The organism is Clostridium sp. UMB9555A (genome assembly GCF_030222355.1).
In the GTDB taxonomy this organism is placed as follows: Bacteria; Bacillota; Clostridia; order Clostridiales; family Clostridiaceae; genus Sarcina; species Sarcina perfringens.
In genome coordinates this window covers 1-21,341 of record NZ_JASORQ010000009.1, presented here as the reverse complement: position 1 = coordinate 21,341, position 21,341 = coordinate 1, and the positions used below count along the sequence as shown (strand labels likewise).

The following is a 21,341-nucleotide window of genomic DNA, read 5'->3' as shown; positions in this document are numbered from 1 at the left end:
GTTTTTTTAATTATTTTTTTCATACATTCCGTGATTATATATTCTTCTACTATCTAAAGACCAAATTCTTTCTGAGAATTCATTTTCCTTAGTTTCCTTAATTGCCTTTTTCATATCGTACATTCTAGCATCCATTACATCTAAATAATGTAACATCTCAGCTTCTGGTATAAGAGGCTTAACAGGACTTCCGTATTCAGGCTCATAGTGATGTGATAAGACCATATGTTGAAGTAACATTATAATCTTACTATCTGCATTAACTTCTTTTCCTATTACCTCAATTTCCTTTATTCCTTGAGTAATATGTCCAAGTAAAGTTCCCTCTAAAGTATATTCATCTACTATGCCCATTTCATTAGAAGACATCTCTTTGATTTTAGCCATATCATGAAGTATTACCCCTGCATAAACTAAATCTCTGTTTAAGAAATTATATATTCCACAAATATTTTCAGCTAATTTTAACATAGTTGTTATGTGATATAAAAGTCCACCCTTTATAGAATGATGATTTGACTTTGCTGCTGGATAGTACATAAGTTTATCCTTATTAATCTCTAAAACTCTATTTAGAATGTTCTTTATATCTATATCATTCATATTATGAACAGTATCTTTTATAGTATTAAACATTTCATCGCTAGTATATGGCGCACTCTGAACAAAATCATCTAAGTTTATATTATCTTCTTCAGTAACCTTGCTAGCATGTTCCACTTTTAACTGTAAAGTTCCCTGCCAACTATTAACTGTACCTCTAATCTTAAATACTGTATTGCTTTTTAATTCTTCATGCTCAGGTTTAATCTCCCATACTTTACCTAATATATCACCAGTTTTATCACTTAAAACTAAATCTAAATATTTTTTCCCACCAGAATTAGTAGTTTTTAAAGTAACTGATTTTAAAAGAAAAAAACCTTCGACTCTTTCTCCTTTAACGAACTCACCTATTTTTTTTACCGGTATTTCCATAAGTCTATCCTTTCTTTCCATTTTAATCTCTATTTTAATTATTGCATATTATTATTTTTTGTAAACAAATAAGTACTCTATTTATAGCTAAAATTTATATTAATTGATAAAATAACTACTAGGAGGTGACTTGTTAATGAAATTACCTAACAATGTCCAATATATCTTAGAGAAATTTAACTCTAATGGTTTTGAAGCCTTTATAGTTGGTGGTTGTGTAAGAGATTCTTTATTAAATAAAAAACCTCAAGATTATGATATTACAACCAATGCATTCCCTGAAAAAATAGAAGAGCTTTTTGATAAAACTATTCCTACTGGTATTAAACATGGAACAGTAACAGTTTTAATCGATAAAAATCCTTATGAAGTAACTACTTATAGGGTAGATGGGGAATATTTAAATAATAGAAAACCTAAAGACGTAAAGTTCGTTTCTAATATAGAAGAAGATTTATCAAGAAGAGATTTTACTATAAATGCAATGGCATATAGCCCATATTTAGGATTTAAAGATTGTTTTAATGGAAAAGAGGATCTAAAAAACAAATTAATAAGATGCGTTGGAGATCCTGATAAACGCTTCTCTGAAGACGCCTTAAGAATGCTTAGAGCAATTAGATTTAGCTGTCAATTAAACTTTAAAATTGAAAAATTAACTGCTGAATCTATAAGAAAGAATTTTAAATTAATAAAGAATATAAGCATGGAAAGAATTCAAAGTGAATTTACTAAAATCATTTTAAGCAATGATCCTGATAAAGGTCTTATGCTTCTTAGAAAGCTTGGATTTTCTGACTTTTTAATCGAGGAATTTAAGAGTTTAAAACTAATAAATTGCTATGATGTATATGATGATATTCATGATACTTATGGATTAATAAATTCACTTCCTAAAAAGCTTCATGTGAGATTAGCAGGATTATTTTATAAGGTTTTTAATTCTGAAAATGCAGTTGAGAAGTGCAGAACTATATTAAAGAAACTTAAATATGATAATAATACAATCAATGATACTTGCAACTTAGTAGAAAATATAAATAATATTTCATGTAATATGACAAGAAAAAAACTAAAACTACTTATAAATTCAGTTGGAACTGAAAATATCTTTGATTTATTAGATTTACAAAAATCATATTTATCTTATATGGATGAATATGATACTGAGTGTATAGATATATTAAAAAACAGAGTTTCTGATATATTAGCTTCAAAGGAACCCCTATTTATTAAGGACTTAGCCATAACAGGAAATGACTTAATTACTGAACTTAATTTTAAACCTGGAAAAAATATAGGTGTTATATTAAATTTTCTTCTTGAAAATGTAATGCAAACACCAGAGTTAAACAATAAAGAAGACTTACTAAACCTTAGTAAGCAATTTTATTCATATAATTAAACTTAGCACTCTAAAACTTTGAAAACAGGTGCTTTAACTTTAAGTCGCCTGACACCATAAGCAAGTTTAATCCTAAACATAGAAAATATTAAGTATTTGTATTGAAATAACTTTTTATAATATAAAACTTACAAACATAATGAAGAGAATATCTAGATAAGCTTTAGACTTTAAATTATTACAGAGAAGATATTACGTTAAAAAGCTGAGACTGTTAATTTCTTAGGAATACAATCTCACAAAGTTCGATTGCATAAGTTCAAGAATCCAAATTGAAAATTTGGACTTTCACTTAAGTTTCGAAGCTTTAGTAATATCTTCGTAGTAATAATTATAAATTCTTAGCGCAATCTAGTAATTCTCGGAATATGTTTGTAAGTTTTATTATATTTTTAATTCTTTTTCAAGATAGAAGGAATACAGATAAGCTTCCTTAACTTCTTCTCCTAAAATTTTATTCAATGTGTCTTTATATAAGTTAATCTGAATTTTATATTTATTTATGAAGTTTTCTTCATCTCCCTCTTTAACATAATCAGTTTTATAATCTAAAAGAACATATCCATCTTCTTCCTCAAAGAAGGCATCTATAATACCCTGTAATCTTACTTTTTCCTCTCCATAGATTTTAGGATCAAGATTTTTTTCTATAATACTACTTGGAATCTCAGTTATAAATGGTAGTTCTCTATATACCTTTTTGCCAGATTTATATGAACTTAACATTCTCTTACCTAAATCACTTTTAAAGAATTTTTGTATTTTAAATACATTTACCACTTTTCCTTCTTCTTCTGTTAAAAGCTCTTTTTTAACCATTTTAAGAACTTCTTCTCTTATTTCATCTATATAAGTTACCTTATCTAAATCAATATGTTGCATTACAAAGTGAGTTATAGTCCCCTTCTTAGCTGCTGAGAATTCCTCCTGTCTTTCCTCCATAAATCTTGGTTTTCTTTTTATTTTTTCTTTTTTATTTTCTTCATTACTTTCATTATCAATAATATTATAACTTTCTTGCATAAACTCTTCTTCTTGATGAGCTCTCTTTAATTCAGTTACAGAAATATTTGAAGGAGTATTACAAGACTCTATATATTTATATTTAAAGCCTAGTCTATTTCTTATTTCTATAACTTCTTTTATATCTTTTTTAGATTCAATCCAATTATTACTTTCAAAAATATCAATATTATTTTTTTCTTTTTTATTGTTATTTGTTTCTAAAAGCTCACTTCTATCCCAGCTTTTAAAACTCCAATTAGATTTATCATCTAAATTTAAAGTTATATCTCCATTACCAATATTTCTTATGGCATCTCCATCCTTGTGCTTTGTTAAAGCCATTCCAATCCAATCTAAATAACTCTTTCCCTTTAAAACATTTCCAGGATTTATTCTATTATCCTCTGAAGAAGCTGAAGCTTTGCACCAATTTTCACAAGACTTTTCTAAATCTGATACAGCACCAGTTATAATTAATTTTTCCTTAGCTCTTGTAAAGGCAACATAAAGTATTCTCATTTCCTCTGATAAAACTTCTAATTCACATTTTTTCTTTATAGCATGCTTTTGTAGAGTATCATACTTTATTCTCTTCTTAACATCTATACAATTTGTTCCTATACCTAAGGTTTCATGAAGAAGTATATCTTCTCTTAAGTCCATCTTGTTAAATTGCTTTCCTGTTCCACCTAATATAACAACTGGGAACTCTAGCCCCTTACTCTTGTGAATACTCATTATCCTTACAACATTCTCATTTTCTCCAAGAATCTTTGCACTTCCCATATCTCCAGAAGACTTTTTAAGCTTATTTATGAAGTTTATAAAATTAAATAATCCCTTAAAACTAGTTGATTCATATTGCTTTGCTCTTTGGAATAGTATTCTTAAATTTGCCTGACGCTGAACTCCATTTGGCATTGTCCCAACATATCCATAGTATGATGTATCAGAATATAAGAACCAAATAAATTCGTCTATTGGCATATAGGCAGCCTTTTCTCTCCACTTATTTAAATAATCTAAGAAGTACTTACACTTTCCTTTTAAATCTTTAGATATACTTTCATCATAAGTTCCATCTACAACTTCCTTTATTATTTCAAAGAAGTATTTATCTCTATTTAATAATCTTAAATCTGCAAATTCTTCAGATGTAAATGAAAATATTGGTGAACGTAAGGCAGATAATATATAAATATCTTGCATTGGATTATCTATTATGTGTAATAAGGCTAATATAGTTCTGATTTCAATAGTTTGAAAATATCCTGTTCCTGTGTCAGCATAAACAGGTATTCCATAAGTCCCTAGCTCATCAACAAAGGTTTCTGCCCAGTTCTTAGTTGCTCTAAGTAATATAACAATATCCTTGTATTTAATCTTTCTATATTTTCCTAAATCCTTATCAAAAACCATATAGTGACTTCCATCTTCAGGATTCATTAGCTCATTAATCTTTTTGCCAATTATTCTAGCTTCTAACTGTATGCTATCTAAATCTTCTTCCTCTTCTCCTAGTTCATCATCACTATAATCCTTATTGCCTGCTTTATTTAATATGTTTAGCTCTATATCACCAGCAACTTTTAAATTCTCTATTTCATCTATATATTCTTTCTCTACATTTTCTTCATTTAATTCACCATAGGAAGCCCCTAGGTTTAAAGCCTCTTTTTCATCATATTCAAGCTCTCCTACAGTATTGCTCATTAAAGTTTTAAAGATATAGTTTACTCCATTTATGATTTCTTCTCTACTTCTAAAGTTTTTATAAAGCATTATTTTTCTATTAGAATCTTCAAACTCTCTATAATTAATATATTTCTCTAAGAAAAGTTCTGGATTTGCCTGTCTAAACTTATATATACTTTGTTTAACATCTCCAACCATAAATACATTATGATTTTCTACATCTCTTCTTGATACCATCCCTACAATAGTTTCTTGAATTGTATTACTATCTTGATATTCATCAACTAAAACTTCTTCAAATCTATCCTTAAATTCTAAGGCAACCTGTGAAGGTTTTATATTTCCCTCTTCATCTTTATCTATTAATATTTCTAAGCAAAGATGCTCTAAGTCATTAAAATCCAAAATATCCTTTTCTCTTTTTTTATCTCTATACCTATTAGAAAATTCAATTACTAAACCACTTAAACATTTCATTAAAGGATACATCTTTTTCATTCCTAAAACAGCTTCTTCTAAAGAAGTTTCAAAAACATTATCCCTTAAATTCTCTATTATTTTTTTACTTTCATCTCTAAGACTTTTTGTTTTTTCTAAGGCTTTTTCATCATCGACACTAGCTTTTCTAACTGATTTTAGTCTTCCAAAACTTGCTCCCATAAGCTTATTATAAAACTTTACTATTCCTTCACTTAAAGCAATTCTAAGCTCTTCAACCTGAATTATTTCAGGATATATATTTACTAAATAAGGCTCAAGTCCTCCCCCCATTTCAGCTATATCCCTTGCTTGAGTAAGCATTGAATAAGCATTATTTAAATCTAAAATTATACTTTCCTTTAAGACCTCTATCCACTTCTTACCTTTAAGTTCCTCTATAGAATTTATGTTAAATTCCTCTACCTTATTCTTTAACCAAGCCTCTGGCCAAGGACCACTCATTATAAAATTATAGAATTTTAATATTATGCTATTTAAATTATCATCACTTTTACTTCCACCATAGGCCTCAACTAAATCTTTAAAGCATTCATCATCATTAGCATACATATCTTCAAAAAGATCTGCTAAAATATCTTGCTTTATAAGCTCACATTCTGTTTGATCTCCTATTCTAAAACCAGGGTCTAAGTCTATTAAGTGGAAATTATTTTTTATAACTTCTAAACAAAAGGAATGCATAGTTGTTATACTAGCTCTATTTAAAAGAGCTAATTGTCTTTGAAGCACTTCGGAACTAGGATCTTTCTCCAAAGCTTTAGAAATTGCATCACCTATTCTCTCTCTCATTTCAGAGGCAGCAGCATTAGTAAATGTAACAACTAGTAACTTATCTATATCAACAGGATTTTCACCCTCTGTTATCATTTTTATAATTCTTTCAACTAATACAGCAGTTTTTCCTGATCCAGCCGCAGCCGCTACTAAAAGATTGCATTTTCTAGTATTTATAGCTAATTCTTGTTCTTCGGTCCATTTAGTCCCCATTTACTTCACCACCTACTTTTTCATTTATACTCTTCCATATGTCTTCTTCTTTTTTCTTAGGAATAACTTTGTATCTATTGTCCTCTAAACTAGAATCAAACTGGCATATATGTGAGTAATTACAATAATCACATACTATATTTTTATTTTCTTTACATGGTTCTATATCAATTTTACCTTCTATCATGTTTTGGCATATCTCAACCATTTTTTCATTTACATACTTTCTTAATAATTCAAACTGCTCCATAGTTATTAAAGCTTTATTTTTCCCTAAATCCCCTGCCTTTTTCATATTTGCAGGTATTATAAGAGAGTGTGTTCCAGGTTCTAAAGTATTATCCATTGCCTTAACAACTTTTACGTCGTCTAGTAAAAGCCCTTCTAATTTTAATTCTTTTAAAACCTCACTTTTTATTTCTTCTTCTGTTAAATCTCCCTTAGACTTTAATATAGGGTCATCTATTCTAAAATAAAGTATTGCACCTGGCATAGCTTGATTTTCAACTATATTTTCTGAATTATTTATAAGGGCATCTAAATAAACTAAAAGTTGCATTTGAAGTCCATTATAAAATTTATTTAAATCAAACTTTTTAGAACCAGTTTTGTAATCTATAATTCTTAAATAAGTTTCACCATCTAAATTTAATTTATCAACTCTATCTATTCTTCCATTTAAATAAAAACTTTCTCCTGAAGGAAGATCTAGTTTTATTGAGTTCACATCTTTAGAAAATCCAAAGGCCAATTCATTTTTATAAATTTCAAAGTCACTTCTCTTCATCTGTTCACTAATTACCATAACTGATTTTGTAAGAATTCTCTTAAATCTATCTGTGAAATAAGAATATCTCTTTGAACTATTTAATATAGATGACTTATTGTTTTTAACTTGATTATCAACTAAAGCATTTATTATGTTTCTGCAATTCTCCTTACTTAAATCACTCCATTTTAAATCTTTTTCTTTAATTTCATTGGTAAACTCATCTAATATTTCATGCATAAAACTACCTAAATCAGGTGCTGTAAACTCATATATTTTTCTGTCTTTAGCCTTTAATCCATATTGTATATAGTAAGCAAATGGACACTGAGCATATCTCTCTAATCTTGAAACGCTTAGTGAAATTTTATTTTTATTATCTTCATAAAGCTTTTTAGCCTTTTCCTTTGAAATATTATTTTCTAAATTAGTGTATTCAAGTCCTTTCTTTACATACTCTATTCTTTCTTTCCATTTAGGTTCTCTTAAATACCAATGGTAAACATATTTCCAATAGTCCTCTATTTCAGCACCATCATAATTTTTTCTAATTGCTATCATAAGCTCATTTAAAGTAGGAAGCTTAGCAGAAATCTTATCATACTTATCATTTACTAACTTAAATCCTTCACTTTCTTCCTTTACATTTGGAAGTATCTTTTTAAGTCTATGAACTATAATAGAAGGTCTTTGTGATTTACCCTCAAAATCTGCTAAAGGATAAGTAACAACCAAGTATTCCTCTGCTATAGTAAATGCTGTATAAACTAAAAACTGTTCCTCAAAGATTTTTGTTCTAGTATCTGAAGCTAGTGAAATTCCTTTTTCAAGTAAAATTTCTCTATCATTATCTGATAATATTCCTTCTTCTTTGCTAGCTGAAGGGAGTACCCCATCATTTACTCCTATAATGTATAAAGCCTTTGTTCCTCTACTTTTTATTCTTGTGATATCTCCTATGTTCACTTGATCTAAGGCTACAGGAATTAACCCCATTTCATATTGAGATAATCCAATATTTAATACCTTCATAAATTCATTTAAATCCATAACTTCATTTCCTAGAACATCAACTGCCTGCTCTAAAACATCTATGAAAATATCTCTTACCTCAGAATACTCCTTTGCCTCAATAGCCATATCATTTTCCTTGAAATACTCAACATATTTATCTAGGGTATCCATAATATCTAATTTAGAATCTAAAAATTCATATAAAATTGTTGCAAATTCCTTTAAGGTTTTCTTTCCTTTACACTGTTTATTAAGGTCATCTAAAGGAGTTACTATAGTCTCTCTAATATCATTTAATCTTTCTAATCTTTGCTTATTTTCCTCTGATATATCTTCTTCTTTTAAAATGCTAGAACTATAATTAACCCATTCTTCCATCCACTTTTTGCCCTTTATTCCATAGGCCAATACATAGTTTTCTAGTTCATCAATAAGCTCTGCCCCTTCAATCCCTCTAAACTCTTTAATAAGACCAGTTTTAAGATATTTAAACATGCTTTCATAAGTCCAATTTTTACTTATTATATCTACTGCTGAGTTTATAAAAACAATAAGTGGATTACTAGCTATATCTATCTTTTTATCTATATAATAAGGAATCTCATACTCTGCAAAAATCGCTGATACAACCTTCTCATAATTATCTACATCTCTGCATATTACTGAAATATCCTTAAATCTGTATTGCTTCTCTCTAACAAGTCTTAATATATCCTTAGCTACAAATTCTATTTCATCATAATTATTATTTGCTCTATAAAGTCTTAAACTATTATTTTTTCCTCTATACTGTTTAAAAGGATATGCATAGAGTTGCCTTTCTATATGTGCTAATTCCTTATTTTCTTTGAATCTATAGGGAATATCTTCATTTAAATTAATATATCCATTAAAAGCAATTCCTTCTTCTTGTATTAAATTCATTAATCTTTTTTCTGTATTTTTTGTAGCAACAAAAAGATCACTTTCCCCTTTAGGTGAATTTACCTCATCTATGGATAAAGTTATGTTAACGCTTTTAGCTCTTTTTAATAACTTTCCTATAACACTTAACTGATTAGGAGTAAAGGAACTAAACTCATCTATCCAAATTTCAGCTCCATCATATAAAGAACATCCATCTAATTTTTCATTTAATAGTAAAAGTTGATCCTCTTCATCAACATATCCCTCATGAAGTCTTGAGTTAAATTCATTAAAAACATCCTTTAATTCTTCCATCTTCATTTTTAGATTTTCATCTTCTATTTCATTAATAGTTAAATCCAAAACTTCATTATTAACATTATACTTTTTAAACTCAGTTATTGTTTTTGATGCTATGTCTATAAAGCCCTTTTGTCTAGAAGCATTTTTAAACACAGTCATATTATCCCCTAAATCTTCTAAGACCTTAAAAATAAGCATGCTTTTACCAGCATCCCCCATAATAGTTCTAGTTGCTCCTCCACACTCATTAAAAACATTGTGAGCAAGTCTTTTAAAACTAAGAACCTCAGCATTTAAAACATACCTTTCTCCTATAGCACTTAACACTTTATTCTCAGTCTGAAAAGTAAATTGTTCTGGAACAATTAAAATTAATTTATTGTTAGGTGAATTATTTATTTTCTTTTTTATTTGATTTATACAAAAAGTACTTTTACCAGTACCTGCTCTTCCATATATAATTTTTAAGCCCATATTTACACCTCGAAATTTATTTATATATTTCCAAATTATTACCTCTTATAATAACATTTTATACTTAATTATGCCTTTTAAATAGCAATATGACAAAAAAAATATATAAGGTATTTTATTATAGAAATAGATTACAATACATTATATAATAATGGTGAAATCATAAATAATCCTAAAGATGATTATTAACCAATAAGGGGTGTTTTAAATGAAAATAGGTGATACTTTCAAAAAATTTATGGATACTACAGCTGAAATTGAAACTAAGCTTGGTAACCCAATGGCATGTTTCCTTGAAGAGCAAGAAAGAGAAGAAAAAGAAAAAAAAGAACACCATAAAGAAGTAAAAGATAATGGAAAGAATGATAATTAAAATATAATTTATTAACATAAAAATTGAAATTATCAACAGAAAATATAAAACTCTAATGTTTTTTGTGTATAACATTAGAGTTTTTTCTTTAATAATTTTCTATTCTAATAGGCCCACCTATAATATCTCTTCCAACAAAAAGTGATCCTTTTTCATCGGCTTTTATTGTCCACTTTATAAGTGAAATCTCTCCACGCTCAATTTCTATAGCTGTAATAGTTCTAGGTAATACACAGCACCCTATGTTAAAGTATGTTGATTCCTTCCTACTCTTAGGAAATAGCGTTTTATGAGTATGTCCTAAAATAACTCTAGTTTTATTTTCCTCTGCCCACTTACTTATTTTCTCATCAAATAAATTTCTTTTATTATTACTCTTTGCAGGACTTGTAGGATCTTTAAACCCCATAAAAGCTTCTAAAATAGCCCAAACATATCTCACTAAAAATTTTGATAAAAATGCTAATTCATTATTTAAAAAGTCTATTTGATGACCATGAATTACAAAAAAATCTTTTTTACTTTCTTCATGTACTAATACTAAAGATTCATATATCTTTAAAGTACTATAAAAATCTGAAGCAGAGTGATTAAACCTATTTCTTCTCTTGTTTTTTCTTAAAAATTTTATTTTACTCTTATCCTTATCATGATTTCCATATATCATATAAAGTCTATTTTTTTCTTTAAACTCTTCTAATACTTCATAGATTTCATAATTCATATCATATATCTCTTGTATATCTTTAAACTTCCATAATTCATCACCATCTCCAACTTCTATATAAGTAAATTTATTTTTATAATAATACCTTATAGCTGACAGATAAATGTTGATATTAGGGGCTAAACTATCTTTATATGTGCCATCTCCCCTATGACAATCACTAAAAAAGACTATTTTAGAATTACTATTAAAAATAATTTCTTTAGAATTATTTTTAATATCATTTAGTTTTTCAACTTTCATTCATAACTCCATAAAATACTGCTTCATATATATTTATATTTTTCTTACATTGATATATTCTCTATGCTAACTAGTTTAAAGTTAATTAAAAATAAATATAACTTAATTACTTCTTCTTAAGAATAATATTATATTAAATTAGTCAAATCTTATAAAAACTATTCTTATTAATTACTTATAATAACTCAATTACAAATTTATGGTATAATATCTTTAATTTAAGAAGGGGGAAAATTTTTATGGATATATTTTTTTATTTTATATTTTTTACTTTTATTCTTTATATATTACTTAAGGGATTTTTTAAAAAGGTTTTTAAAGAAGCTTTTATTGAACTTTTAAATAAAGATAATGAAAAACTTAAACTATTTATTAAGGAATGTCTTAGGGAACATGACTTCTCTAAAAGAAATAAAAATTAAGCAAATAAAAAAGCATCTAGTAAAACTAGATGCTTTTGGCGGAGAATCCGGGATTTGAACCCGGGCGCCGGTTGCCCGACCTACTCCCTTAGCAGGGGAGCCTCTTCAGCCACTTGAGTAATTCTCCACTTGTGGCGGAGAGAATGGGATTCGAACCCATGGTACGCTCACACGCACGCCGGTTTTCAAGACCGGTGCCTTAAACCAACTCGACCATCTCTCCACGTTTGACACATTTATTATTATATCATTTTCATTTTATATGTCAACTACTTTTTTATAAAAAAAGATACTATTTTTTATTCCATTATAGTATCTTTTTTCTTAATAATTATTTTAATGGTATCTTCATAAATAATACCCAAGTAAATACTGTTAAAAGAAATCCTATTATATTTAATATTAATGGTAATTTACCTTCATTGTGCTTTTTAAAAGCTATGTAACCAGCAATAATACCAGGAATTGAAAAAGGTAATCCTACAATGAAAAAGTATAGTGCTGCAAAAATACTACTCCATCCTAAATATAAAGATAGTGTGTATGCTGTTGATCTTTTTGGTTTTTTAGCTCTAACTGGCCCTGATGATCCTTTCAAAATATCTCCTCCCAATAAAATTCATATAATTAAATTATACATTTTTAACTACAAACAAGATTATATTATCTATAAATTTTATATTAACAATTTTTGTATTTAATAAATTATAAAAATATTTTGCTTGAACATGTTTTTTAAGACTTATTAATTACATAAAGAAGTTTATCTAAAATACTTTATAAAGTAAATGCCTCTTCAAATTATTTTTTAATTTTACATTAAACATAAATAAAAGCACCTAGTAAAACTAGATGCTTTGGCGGAGAATCCGGGATTTGAACCCGGGCGCCGGTTGCCCGACCTACTCCCTTAGCAGGGGAGCCTCTTCAGCCACTTGAGTAATTCTCCATAATATCCCATTTTTATTTTTTATAAAAAAAATGGCGGAGAGAATGGGATTCGAACCCATGGTACGCTCACACGCACGCCGGTTTTCAAGACCGGTGCCTTAAACCAACTCGACCATCTCTCCGCGGTACGATAATTATTATATCAACGGTTTAAATTTATGTCAATACTTTTTTATAAAAAAATAAAAGATACTATATTTAATTTAAATACAGTATCTTTTATCTAAAATTTAAAACTTATACAAAAATAAGTTTATTATCTATCCTTACAGCAATATTTACAACCACATCCAGGTCTTCCTGGCTTTTCTGGTCTTTCTGGTCTTTCAGGTTTTTCAGGTCTTTCTGGTCTTTCATTATTTTTGCACTTTTTATAGCATTCAACTGTAGCAAATAAATGTTTGAAAGCTTCAAAAACTGTCTTATCTAATTCTTCATCTAGTTCCATTGCTTCACATAATAAAGATTTTTGTTTTTTTCTTAAACATTCTAATCTTTCTTCTAATTCATCAATTTCTCTTTGAATATATTTTACACCTTCAAGTTTTTCTTCAACTGCTTCATTAAGTTCAGCAGATTCTCTAGTTAACTCTTCAGCTATTTTCTCTAACTTTCTACATTTATTGCAGTTATTGCAGTTATCCTCATATTTATCCCAGTTACATTCACAATTACATTTATGGTTATATTTACAGTTATCCATAATAATTACACCTCACTTTTATTTCACCTAATTTATACTATGTTAATGATTTATTTTTTGACACAAAAAATAAAAAAAAACGGTATTAAAAATACCGTTTTTTTATTTCTAACCAAAATTTTAATATATAAATATAAAATTAATTAAATATTTCTCCTAAAAGAAATTATATTATTTTAATAAATCACATCTCATATATTCTTTTAAAGCTTCTGGTATAACTACTGATCCATCTTCTTGTTGATAGTTTTCTAATATAGCAGCTACAGTTCTTCCAATAGCAACCCCTGATCCATTTAATGTATGAACAAATTGTGGTTTTTCCTTTGGAGAATTTTTATATTTAATGTTAGCTCTTCTAGCTTGGAAATCTTCAAAGTTTGAACAACTTGAAATTTCAACATATCTATTGTAGCTTGGCATCCAAACTTCTATATCATATTTTAATGCAGCAGTGAATCCTAAATCACCTTTACATATTCTAACTATTCTATATGGTAATTCTAAACCTTGTAATACAGATTCAGCATCTTGAACTAATTTATCTAATTCTTCATAGCTTTGCTCAGGTTTACAGAACTTAACTAACTCAACTTTATTAAATTGGTGTTGTCTTATAAGACCTCTTGTATCTCTTCCTGCTGAACCAGCTTCTGCTCTAAAACAAGCACTATACGCAGCATGTTTTATTGGAAGTTTATCTCCCTCTAAAGTTTCATTTCTGTACATATTAGTTACAGGAACCTCAGCTGTTGGTATTAAGAAATATCCATTGTTTTCTACTTTGAAAGCATCTTCTTCAAATTTTGGAAGTTGACCAGTACCAGTCATACTATCTCTATTTACCATATATGGTGGTAATACTTCAGTGTATCCATTTTCAAATGTGTGTTTATCTAAGAAGTAGTTGATTATAGATCTTTCTAATCTAGCACCCATTCCTTTGTAAACTGTAAATCTTGATCCAGCAACCTTTCCACCTCTTTCGAAGTCTAAAAGATCTAAATCTGTTCCTAAATCCCAGTGTGCTTTTGGTTCAAAGTTGAATTTAGTAGGCTCTCCCCATCTTTTTATTTCAACATTGTCCTCATCAGTTTCCCCTTCTGGAACAGCTGGGTTTGGTATATTAGGAATTCTTAGCATGATGTAGTTAATTTTATCGTTTAACTCAGCAACTTTAGCATCATCAGCCTTTATTTTATCTCCTATTTCTCTCATTTCAGCCATTACTTCTGTAACGTCTTCTCCAGCTTTTTTTCTCTTTGGAATTTCAGCTGATACTTCGTTTCTTTGTTTTTTTAAAGCCTCAACATCAACTAAAATTTTTCTTCTTTCTTCATCTAAAGCTATAACTTCGTCTATAACATTTACATCAAAGTCTTCTCCTCTATTAGATAAAGCTTTTTTCACTTCTTCAGTATTACTTCTTAACTTTTTTAAATCTAACATTGCCATTCTCCTTTCAAGAACCTTATTTATATTTAAAATTTTATTAACTAAAAAAATATATAAAAAAGGAGCCTCCATTCCCTATAAAAAGGGACGAAAAGACTCCGCGTTGCCACCCTAATTGATAAAATCAAAAAAGATTTTATCCTCTTAAAAACTTTAACGGTTAATTCCGTACTGCTCATCACAGTCCCTCACAGGTGGATTCATGAAAATATTGTACTAGTTCACACCAAAACCACTAGCTCTCTGAAAGCAATATATAACATTACTAGCCTGATCAACGGTTTATTATTAATTTAAACATAATATATAAAAAATATACTTTAATATTTGCTTTTTGTCAATTCTTAACTATCTTTTGGTAGATTTTTTGTGCATATAATGTCTACGCCAGTATTCATTATATTTTTACATACCACATTTCCACTTCTAGTTGGCACTCCAACATATAATCTACTTAAAACATTTGAAAAATCAATCCACTTAGATATCTCAACTGGTTTATTACTTTTTACAGGAACTACATTATATTTTTTAGATCCTCTAACTCTTACCACACTAGTAAATATATCTTTATGCATTAAACCACCCCTTTAGACTCTATCAAATTCCTTAATTCTAGATGCTAAAACTTTAGAATTCTTTGAATCCTCAACTATTTCTGTTGGCTTTTTTTCAAGCTCTCTTGCTAATATATTTATTATTTTGCTTATACAGTAAGCTCCATGACAAGTTCCAAAGGTAGCACCTGTTCTTCTTTTTACACCCTCAACAGTTCTTGCCCCTAGTGGACGTCTTATGCAGTCTACAATTTCCCCTTCGCTAATACCATTACAAAGGCATACTATCTTTCCATATCTCTTATCTAAAGATATAAGTTCATTTCTCTCCTCATCAGATAATTCTCTAAAACGATAGAATTCCCTTCTTTTATCTACAAAGTTTTTATTTAAACTGCAATTTAATTTATCTATTATCTCATCACATATTATCTTAGATACAGCTGGTGCTATAGTAACCTCACCATAGTGATTACCCATAACCTTTATATATCCCTTATTTTTTCTACTATCATCTATAATCAGTCTATCCTGATTGTGATTATCATAGAAAATATCCTTAACATGTTTTCTACTAATGCTATTTATCATCTCTTTAGCTATTTTTAATGACTTCATAAATCCTAATGAATTATTGGAGTTTATGCCTATTAAAGTATCTCCATTAACAGTATTCTTTTGGATTATAAACTCCTCTTCATTTTTTAATTTAACAACTATATTTGATGTTTTCTCTTTTATTTCATCATTTAATAATAGATAATATGTTTTTAAAGCATTTTTTTGTTCGTAATCTTTATCTTGATCTATAGTATAATGTTCACCTGGAGTTGTATTTATAACAAATCTACAAGTAAATTTATTCTTATTCGTAGTTACTTTAAAGCCTTTAGCTATGCTTTGAATATCTAAAACTATTTCCTCTAATCTAAAGCTTACTCCATTATCATAAGCTATTTCAGCAAATCCTATAGCTAAATCATATGGACTTGTAACAGCTATATTTTCTGAATACATAGCTTTCTTTATTTCACCTTTATAATTAGGTTCTATTTCTCTTGCTCTTTTTTCATCAATTAAATAAATATTATTTATTCCTCTTGATTTAGCTCTCTTATAGTTCTCTTCAATTATTCTAACTGTTTCATCATTATCAGCTATAGTTAAATGTCCTACCCTCTTAAATGGAACATTTAATTTTTTAGTTATTTCAGGTAACATCATGTTTCCCATATTCTCTAAGTAACTCATTAAATTGTCCTTGCATTCAGAACCGTCATATACAATTGCTGTATTAACAAAGGAAACATCATCTGCAATATCAAAATCCTTCTCTATAAGAGCTATATTTAAGTTATACTTTGATAACTCATACGCAACAGAGCATCCTATGATTCCTCCACCTAATATCAACACATCATAATCCATATGTTTCACCCCTAGCTCTTAGATATATTCCACTAAAAATTATATCATAAAATATATATACTATTGTAATCATTCCTAAAATTATAGCAATATAAAAAAAGAGTATTCAAGTAAATTTCTATAAAATCTTAATAAATTAAAATTAAAAAAATCTACTTAAAATACTCAAATTTATTTTATATAAATTACAATATAAAATTTTTAACTAGTCCTTAGTTATTTTTTAAGAACTAATAATTAATTTATTCTTGTGACATTTTGTTTAAAACATCTCCTAATTTATTTATAAACTCTCCATAAGTTGCCCAGTCACCATTTTTTTGAGCTTCTATAGCTTTATTAAATAAATCAGCAGCTTCCTTTACTCCACTCTTATCTGAAGTTGTTTCAGTCTTTGGAGTTTCATCCTTATTTGAGTTTTTATTCTCTTCAGATGAATTATAATTAAATAGCTTTAAAAGTGCCTTTTCTATATTTTCTTCTATAACTATTTTATCTCCATTAGAAAGAATTACTCTCTTCATTTCAGGCATACTATTTTCTGAATTTGCCTTTAAATAAATTGTATTTAAATATAGTAATGAATCTTCTATAGGAACAATAATTATATCACCATATATAACCTCTGATCCTTTTCCAGCCCAAAGACTTATTTCCTTAGAAATGTTAGGATCCTGTTGTATTCTATTCTTAAATAAAATTGGACTATATATGGTTCTTTGGGGAGGGAATTTATACATAACTAGTTCTCCATAGTTATCTCCATCCATTCTAGCTCCTAAAAGTGCTACCATACTTTGTTTGCCTCTCATATTAAAATAATCTAAAAGCATCATTTCAACATTTTCTTCATCAGGTAATTTCGTCATAAGATAAAGGCCTTCATTTTCAGCTTCATTATTTTTATTTTCTTTTGCCTTATTAAGAATAGATTCTTCCTTACCTTCATCTCCTTGACTTAGGTTCTCTCCTCCATGCTTAACAACCTCTAGTGATCTATCCCATAAATCTTCCTCAGTAAATAGTTTAATAGGATCATCTACATGATATTTTGTTAATACCTTACTTTGTAATTCAAATAAGTCTTGAGGATATCTAAAATGTTCCTTTAAATCCTCTGGCATTTCTGATAAAGGCTTAAATAAACCTTTATATATTTTTAAATAACAATTAATTATAGGGTCATTCTCATCTGTTACATAAAAATCTACATTTCCATTAAAAGCATCAACCACAACCTTAACTGAATTCCTTATATAGTTTACTCCTTCATGAGGCTCTGAAAATGGGTACTTATCTGTTGATGTATATGCATCCATCATCCAAACCAATCTTCCATCATGGACAACTATATATGGATCACTATCATAAGTTAAAAATGGGGCTATTTCTTGAACTCTCTTAACTATATTACGATTAAGAATTATTCTACTTTCTGAAGTTATGGAACTAGACATTAATATTTTAGGATTTCTTTCATAAATACTAAATAACACTCTATTAAAAGGTGTCATCTTTAATCCACCAGTTCCATTATAATTAAATGTATTTTCAGTATCTCCTGTTGGATAGTCAAACTCTCCCCCTTCAGTATTTACAATAACATAATCATTATCACTTTCTCCAAAATAAATTCTTGGATTTTCAAGATTAATATCTGTTGTATTTACTGTTGGTATATCTTTCATAACAAAATCAGGTTGTCCAAATTCTGTTACGCTATTAACCCTACTCATAGCTAAGCCATACCCATGGGTATATCTAAGATGCTTATTTTGCCATGTAGTCATAGAATCTCTGTTTATTTCTCTTGGAGATACAAATACTTGCGTATATTTACCATTTATATTATATCTATCTGTGTCTGCATCATTAAATTCATAATAATTTTTTATAAGTTGAACTTGCTGATAAAAACTTAATAAAGGTCCTGTTGAATTAACCTTTAGGTTTTCAATGATGTCTTTATTATCTTCTAATTTTTCACTAGTTATATTTTCATTTGGTTCCATTTCTTTAACTTCAATCTCATCAATATTAAAAGCCCTTTTAGTAGCATCAATACTATATGAAATATAAGGTTTTTCAAGTTCCATTTCATTTGGTTTAACTACAAACTGTTGAGTAAAAATGGCTACTACAGGCTCTAAAACAATAAGTACAGCAATTGATGCAATTGATATTATAATAGGTCTAAATTTAAGCTTTAAAATTGAAATAAAAACTACTATTGAAGATATTATACAAGCTACAGCTATAACCTTATAAAATATCATTGTTATTTTAACATCTGTATAACCAGCTCCATAGGATACTCCTCTAGTACTATAAACTAAATTATATGACTTTAATAAATAGCTACATCCTATAAGCAGTGATAATACTGAAGCCAAAACTGCTAGTTGTTTTCCTGCAAACTTTCTTATTCCATAAGTTTTGCTATTTATATTTATAACGTTATCCTTGTTTTGATAAATTTTATCTTTAAATCCTAAAGCTAAATATATAATAACTGTTATAAGAACTAAAATAATTATTAGGGAAATAGCTGTACTAAAAAGAGACTGTACTAAAGGTAATTTAAAAACATAAAAAGATATATCCTTATTAAAAATAGGATCTACTTCTCCAAAAGGAACTGCATTAGTAAATTGAAGAATTTTATACCACTGAGTTGTGGCAGTAGCTCCAGCTCCTAATATTGATATTACTAAATTTGATAATAAAAAGTACTTCTTAACTGACTTAAACTTAGTATCACCTACCAAGCTTCTAATACTTTTTCTCAAAGTAAATAAATATATAGCTATTACACAAAAATATAATATAAATATAGGTACAAATAATTTACATATAGCTATAAGCTTAGTAAAAAATACATTTAAATATCCTACTTCCTTAAACCATTGAACATTAATAATAAAATTAGTTGAAACGAAAAAAACTACAACTAGAAGTAAGATACTAATAAGAACTGTATTAAGTATCTTATTTTTCAAAACTTCCCCTCCTTAAATTTTGACATTTCATATATATAAAATAAAACTTCACTAAAACTAAAATTCATATAAGTTTATATAAAATCTTCTTTAGATTATATCTTATTTTCTAGACATAAAATTTATATGAAGTATTATCCTTATAATTAAAGTTAAAGTAAATTATTTAACTCCACAGAATATAAATTGAAATTATTTCAACATAATTTATACTGAATATTAGCTTTAATAAAATTTATTTAAAAACTATGCACCTATTATTAAAATTAATTCATATCATCAGCTTCTTTTAATATAGATAACAATATGTTTTCACTAGATTTAATAGAGTGATGTCCTCTAATTGCTTCTACAAAAGCCTTATCATAATCATCTTCCCTTAGATAATCAAATGCCTTATCACCATGATTATAATAAATATATACTGATTTTATATTTTGAAATTTACTTATTCTATTTTTAGATATTTTCTTGCCTAAAACTAAAAATGACTTTGTCATTATATTTAAAGGATAATATAATTTTCCTATGTCATGTAATAATCCTAGCTTAGAAATTTTTCTTAATTCACTCTCTGAATTTATTCCTTTACTCTTAGCTAAATTAACACAATCCTTAGAAACCTTTATGGAATGTAGCTGTTCTCCTTTTTTTAATCTCTTAAATAAATTAAACTCATAATCATTTAAGATGGAGCTTACATAACTATAATCTAACTCTTTAAAATTTGCAGAAATAGCCCATAAAAATTGTTTTATTCTATATGACATCTTTAGGTATTCACCTTCTATTCTCATTAAAGATATTAATACTGTAAATTATACCATATAAAGATAATTATTATATATTATCTTTCCGTTAAAATATTTATCCACTAAATACTCCCTATATGTAGATAACTTATTTGTTTTCTGTGGATAACTTGTTATTCTTTTTAAAATTTTGTGGAAAACTTTTAAGATTAGTTAAATCAATAGATTTGTTTTAGATTTGAATATATTTAAGAAAAATAAAAAAACTCTAAACAAATGTTTAGAGTTTTTGGTGGAGGTAAGGAGATTCGAACTCCTGACCCCCTGCGTGCAAGGCAGGTGCTCTCCCAACTGAGCTATACCCCCAAAAATGGTGGACCTTCAGGGACTCGAACCCCGGACCTACCGGTTATGAGCCGGTTGCTCTAACCAACTGAGCTAAAGATCCATATTACCTGGCAACCACCTACTCTCCCACACAGTCTCCCGTGCAGTACCATCGGCCTCAATAGGCTTAACCTTCGTGTTCGGAATGGAAAACGGGTGTTACCCTAAAGAGCATCATCACCAGATGACATGTATATGTTATCAAATCTCTAATAATTTGTCAACATATTTTTGAAAGTTTTTGTTCTTTCAAAATTGCACATATTTAATTTACTATATTTGGTCAAGCCCTCGATCTATTAGTATC

The 21,341-nt window shown here is 28.0% G+C and carries 14 protein-coding genes, 6 tRNA genes, 1 rRNA gene and 1 other annotated feature; of the genes, 3 read left to right on the top strand and 18 right to left on the bottom strand.

Annotated features, from left to right (window positions below; genetic code table 11):
- Positions 1-6: 6 nt before the first annotated feature.
- Positions 7-999 carry a 3'-5' exoribonuclease YhaM family protein gene (locus tag QP548_RS15025; protein ID WP_061426030.1) on the bottom strand — a complete coding sequence of 331 codons (993 nt, stop codon included), beginning with the start codon at positions 997-999 and terminating at the stop codon, positions 7-9.
- Between the two features lie 115 nt (positions 1,000-1,114).
- On the opposite strand from QP548_RS15025, the gene QP548_RS15020 reads away from it, so the two are divergent.
- The gene (locus QP548_RS15020; protein WP_061426029.1) at positions 1,115-2,383 is read left to right on the top strand and encodes a CCA tRNA nucleotidyltransferase; all 1,269 of its coding nucleotides are present in this window, start codon (positions 1,115-1,117) and stop codon (positions 2,381-2,383) included.
- 384 nt (positions 2,384-2,767) lie between these two features.
- Here QP548_RS15020 and addA read toward each other — a convergent pair whose 3' ends face one another.
- Together addA and addB are read right to left on the bottom strand one after the other, a co-directional pair.
- Positions 2,768-6,571 (bottom strand): helicase-exonuclease AddAB subunit AddA, encoded by a 3,804-nt coding sequence (addA, locus tag QP548_RS15015; protein WP_061426028.1) that lies wholly within the window; start codon positions 6,569-6,571, stop codon positions 2,768-2,770.
- Positions 6,561-10,037: a helicase-exonuclease AddAB subunit AddB gene (addB, locus tag QP548_RS15010; protein WP_061426027.1), complete on the bottom strand. Its 3,477-nt coding sequence runs from the start codon at positions 10,035-10,037 to the stop codon at positions 6,561-6,563. The genes addA and addB overlap by 11 nt, the downstream gene beginning before the upstream one ends.
- Before the next feature lie 208 nt (positions 10,038-10,245).
- Here addB and QP548_RS15005 point away from each other — a divergent pair, with 208 nt between their 5' ends.
- A complete protein-coding gene (locus tag QP548_RS15005) occupies positions 10,246-10,410 on the top strand; it encodes a hypothetical protein (RefSeq protein WP_164472970.1) in 165 nt (54 codons plus the stop codon).
- An 88-nt stretch (positions 10,411-10,498) separates the two neighbouring features.
- Here QP548_RS15005 and QP548_RS15000 read toward each other — a convergent pair whose 3' ends face one another.
- Positions 10,499-11,380, bottom strand: coding sequence for a metallophosphoesterase (locus QP548_RS15000; protein WP_061426026.1), 882 nt, complete (start codon positions 11,378-11,380; stop codon positions 10,499-10,501).
- A gap of 239 nt (positions 11,381-11,619) precedes the next feature.
- On the opposite strand from QP548_RS15000, the gene QP548_RS14995 reads away from it, so the two are divergent.
- Entirely contained in the window at positions 11,620-11,802 is a 183-nt protein-coding gene (locus QP548_RS14995) for a hypothetical protein (protein WP_061426025.1), read from the top strand.
- 36 nt (positions 11,803-11,838) lie between these two features.
- Here QP548_RS14995 and QP548_RS14990 read toward each other — a convergent pair.
- The 14 genes from QP548_RS14990 to rrf form a co-directional block, all read right to left on the bottom strand.
- A tRNA-Ser gene (locus tag QP548_RS14990) sits at positions 11,839-11,929 on the bottom strand.
- A gap of 5 nt (positions 11,930-11,934) precedes the next feature.
- A tRNA-Ser gene (locus QP548_RS14985) sits at positions 11,935-12,025 on the bottom strand.
- A gap of 108 nt (positions 12,026-12,133) precedes the next feature.
- Entirely contained in the window at positions 12,134-12,400 is a 267-nt protein-coding gene (locus tag QP548_RS14980) for a hypothetical protein (RefSeq protein WP_011591204.1), read from the bottom strand.
- A 260-nt stretch (positions 12,401-12,660) separates the two neighbouring features.
- Positions 12,661-12,751 (bottom strand) — tRNA-Ser (locus tag QP548_RS14975).
- Between the two features lie 33 nt (positions 12,752-12,784).
- A tRNA-Ser gene (locus QP548_RS14970) sits at positions 12,785-12,875 on the bottom strand.
- A 134-nt stretch (positions 12,876-13,009) separates the two neighbouring features.
- Positions 13,010-13,456 (bottom strand): hypothetical protein, encoded by a 447-nt coding sequence (locus tag QP548_RS14965; protein WP_061426024.1) that lies wholly within the window; start codon positions 13,454-13,456, stop codon positions 13,010-13,012.
- Positions 13,457-13,627: 171 nt separating this feature from the next.
- Entirely contained in the window at positions 13,628-14,905 is a 1,278-nt protein-coding gene (gene serS, locus QP548_RS14960; protein ID WP_061429400.1) for a serine--tRNA ligase, read from the bottom strand.
- An 86-nt stretch (positions 14,906-14,991) separates the two neighbouring features.
- Positions 14,992-15,198 (bottom strand) — a binding site (T-box leader).
- 57 nt (positions 15,199-15,255) lie between these two features.
- On the bottom strand, positions 15,256-15,489 hold the full coding sequence (locus QP548_RS14955; RefSeq protein WP_061426023.1) for a DUF1667 domain-containing protein: 234 nt from the start codon (positions 15,487-15,489) through the stop codon (positions 15,256-15,258).
- Positions 15,490-15,501: 12 nt separating this feature from the next.
- Positions 15,502-16,896, bottom strand: coding sequence for an NAD(P)/FAD-dependent oxidoreductase (locus QP548_RS14950; protein ID WP_061426022.1), 1,395 nt, complete (start codon positions 16,894-16,896; stop codon positions 15,502-15,504).
- 242 nt (positions 16,897-17,138) lie between these two features.
- Complete coding sequence (locus tag QP548_RS14945) at positions 17,139-19,895, bottom strand: UPF0182 family protein (RefSeq protein ID WP_061426021.1); 2,757 nt, start codon at positions 19,893-19,895, stop codon at positions 17,139-17,141.
- Between the two features lie 266 nt (positions 19,896-20,161).
- Positions 20,162-20,665, bottom strand: coding sequence for an HD domain-containing protein (locus QP548_RS14940; protein WP_061426020.1), 504 nt, complete (start codon positions 20,663-20,665; stop codon positions 20,162-20,164).
- A gap of 272 nt (positions 20,666-20,937) precedes the next feature.
- Positions 20,938-21,013 (bottom strand) — tRNA-Ala (locus QP548_RS14935).
- 5 nt (positions 21,014-21,018) lie between these two features.
- A tRNA-Ile gene (locus QP548_RS14930) sits at positions 21,019-21,095 on the bottom strand.
- Between the two features lie 5 nt (positions 21,096-21,100).
- Positions 21,101-21,219: ribosomal RNA gene (gene rrf, locus QP548_RS14925) — 5S ribosomal RNA — on the bottom strand.
- Positions 21,220-21,341 lie beyond the last annotated feature (122 nt).

Bases quoted from the DNA above. Each gene is read 5' to 3' on its own strand.
- QP548_RS15025 (WP_061426030.1), bottom strand. From the start codon at position 999: ATGGAAAGAAAGGATAGACTTATGGAAATACCGGTAAAAAAAATAGGT.
- QP548_RS15020 (WP_061426029.1), top strand. From the start codon at position 1,115: ATGAAATTACCTAACAATGTCCAATATATCTTAGAGAAATTTAACTCT.
- addA (WP_061426028.1), bottom strand. From the start codon at position 6,571: ATGGGGACTAAATGGACCGAAGAACAAGAATTAGCTATAAATACTAGA.
- addB (WP_061426027.1), bottom strand. From the start codon at position 10,037: ATGGGCTTAAAAATTATATATGGAAGAGCAGGTACTGGTAAAAGTACT.
- QP548_RS15005 (WP_164472970.1), top strand. From the start codon at position 10,246: ATGAAAATAGGTGATACTTTCAAAAAATTTATGGATACTACAGCTGAA.
- QP548_RS15000 (WP_061426026.1), bottom strand. From the start codon at position 11,380: ATGAAAGTTGAAAAACTAAATGATATTAAAAATAATTCTAAAGAAATT.
- QP548_RS14995 (WP_061426025.1), top strand. From the start codon at position 11,620: ATGGATATATTTTTTTATTTTATATTTTTTACTTTTATTCTTTATATA.
- QP548_RS14965 (WP_061426024.1), bottom strand. From the start codon at position 13,456: ATGGATAACTGTAAATATAACCATAAATGTAATTGTGAATGTAACTGG.
- serS (WP_061429400.1), bottom strand. From the start codon at position 14,905: ATGTTAGATTTAAAAAAGTTAAGAAGTAATACTGAAGAAGTGAAAAAA.
- QP548_RS14955 (WP_061426023.1), bottom strand. From the start codon at position 15,489: ATGCATAAAGATATATTTACTAGTGTGGTAAGAGTTAGAGGATCTAAA.
- QP548_RS14950 (WP_061426022.1), bottom strand. From the start codon at position 16,896: ATGGATTATGATGTGTTGATATTAGGTGGAGGAATCATAGGATGCTCT.
- QP548_RS14940 (WP_061426020.1), bottom strand. From the start codon at position 20,665: ATGTCATATAGAATAAAACAATTTTTATGGGCTATTTCTGCAAATTTT.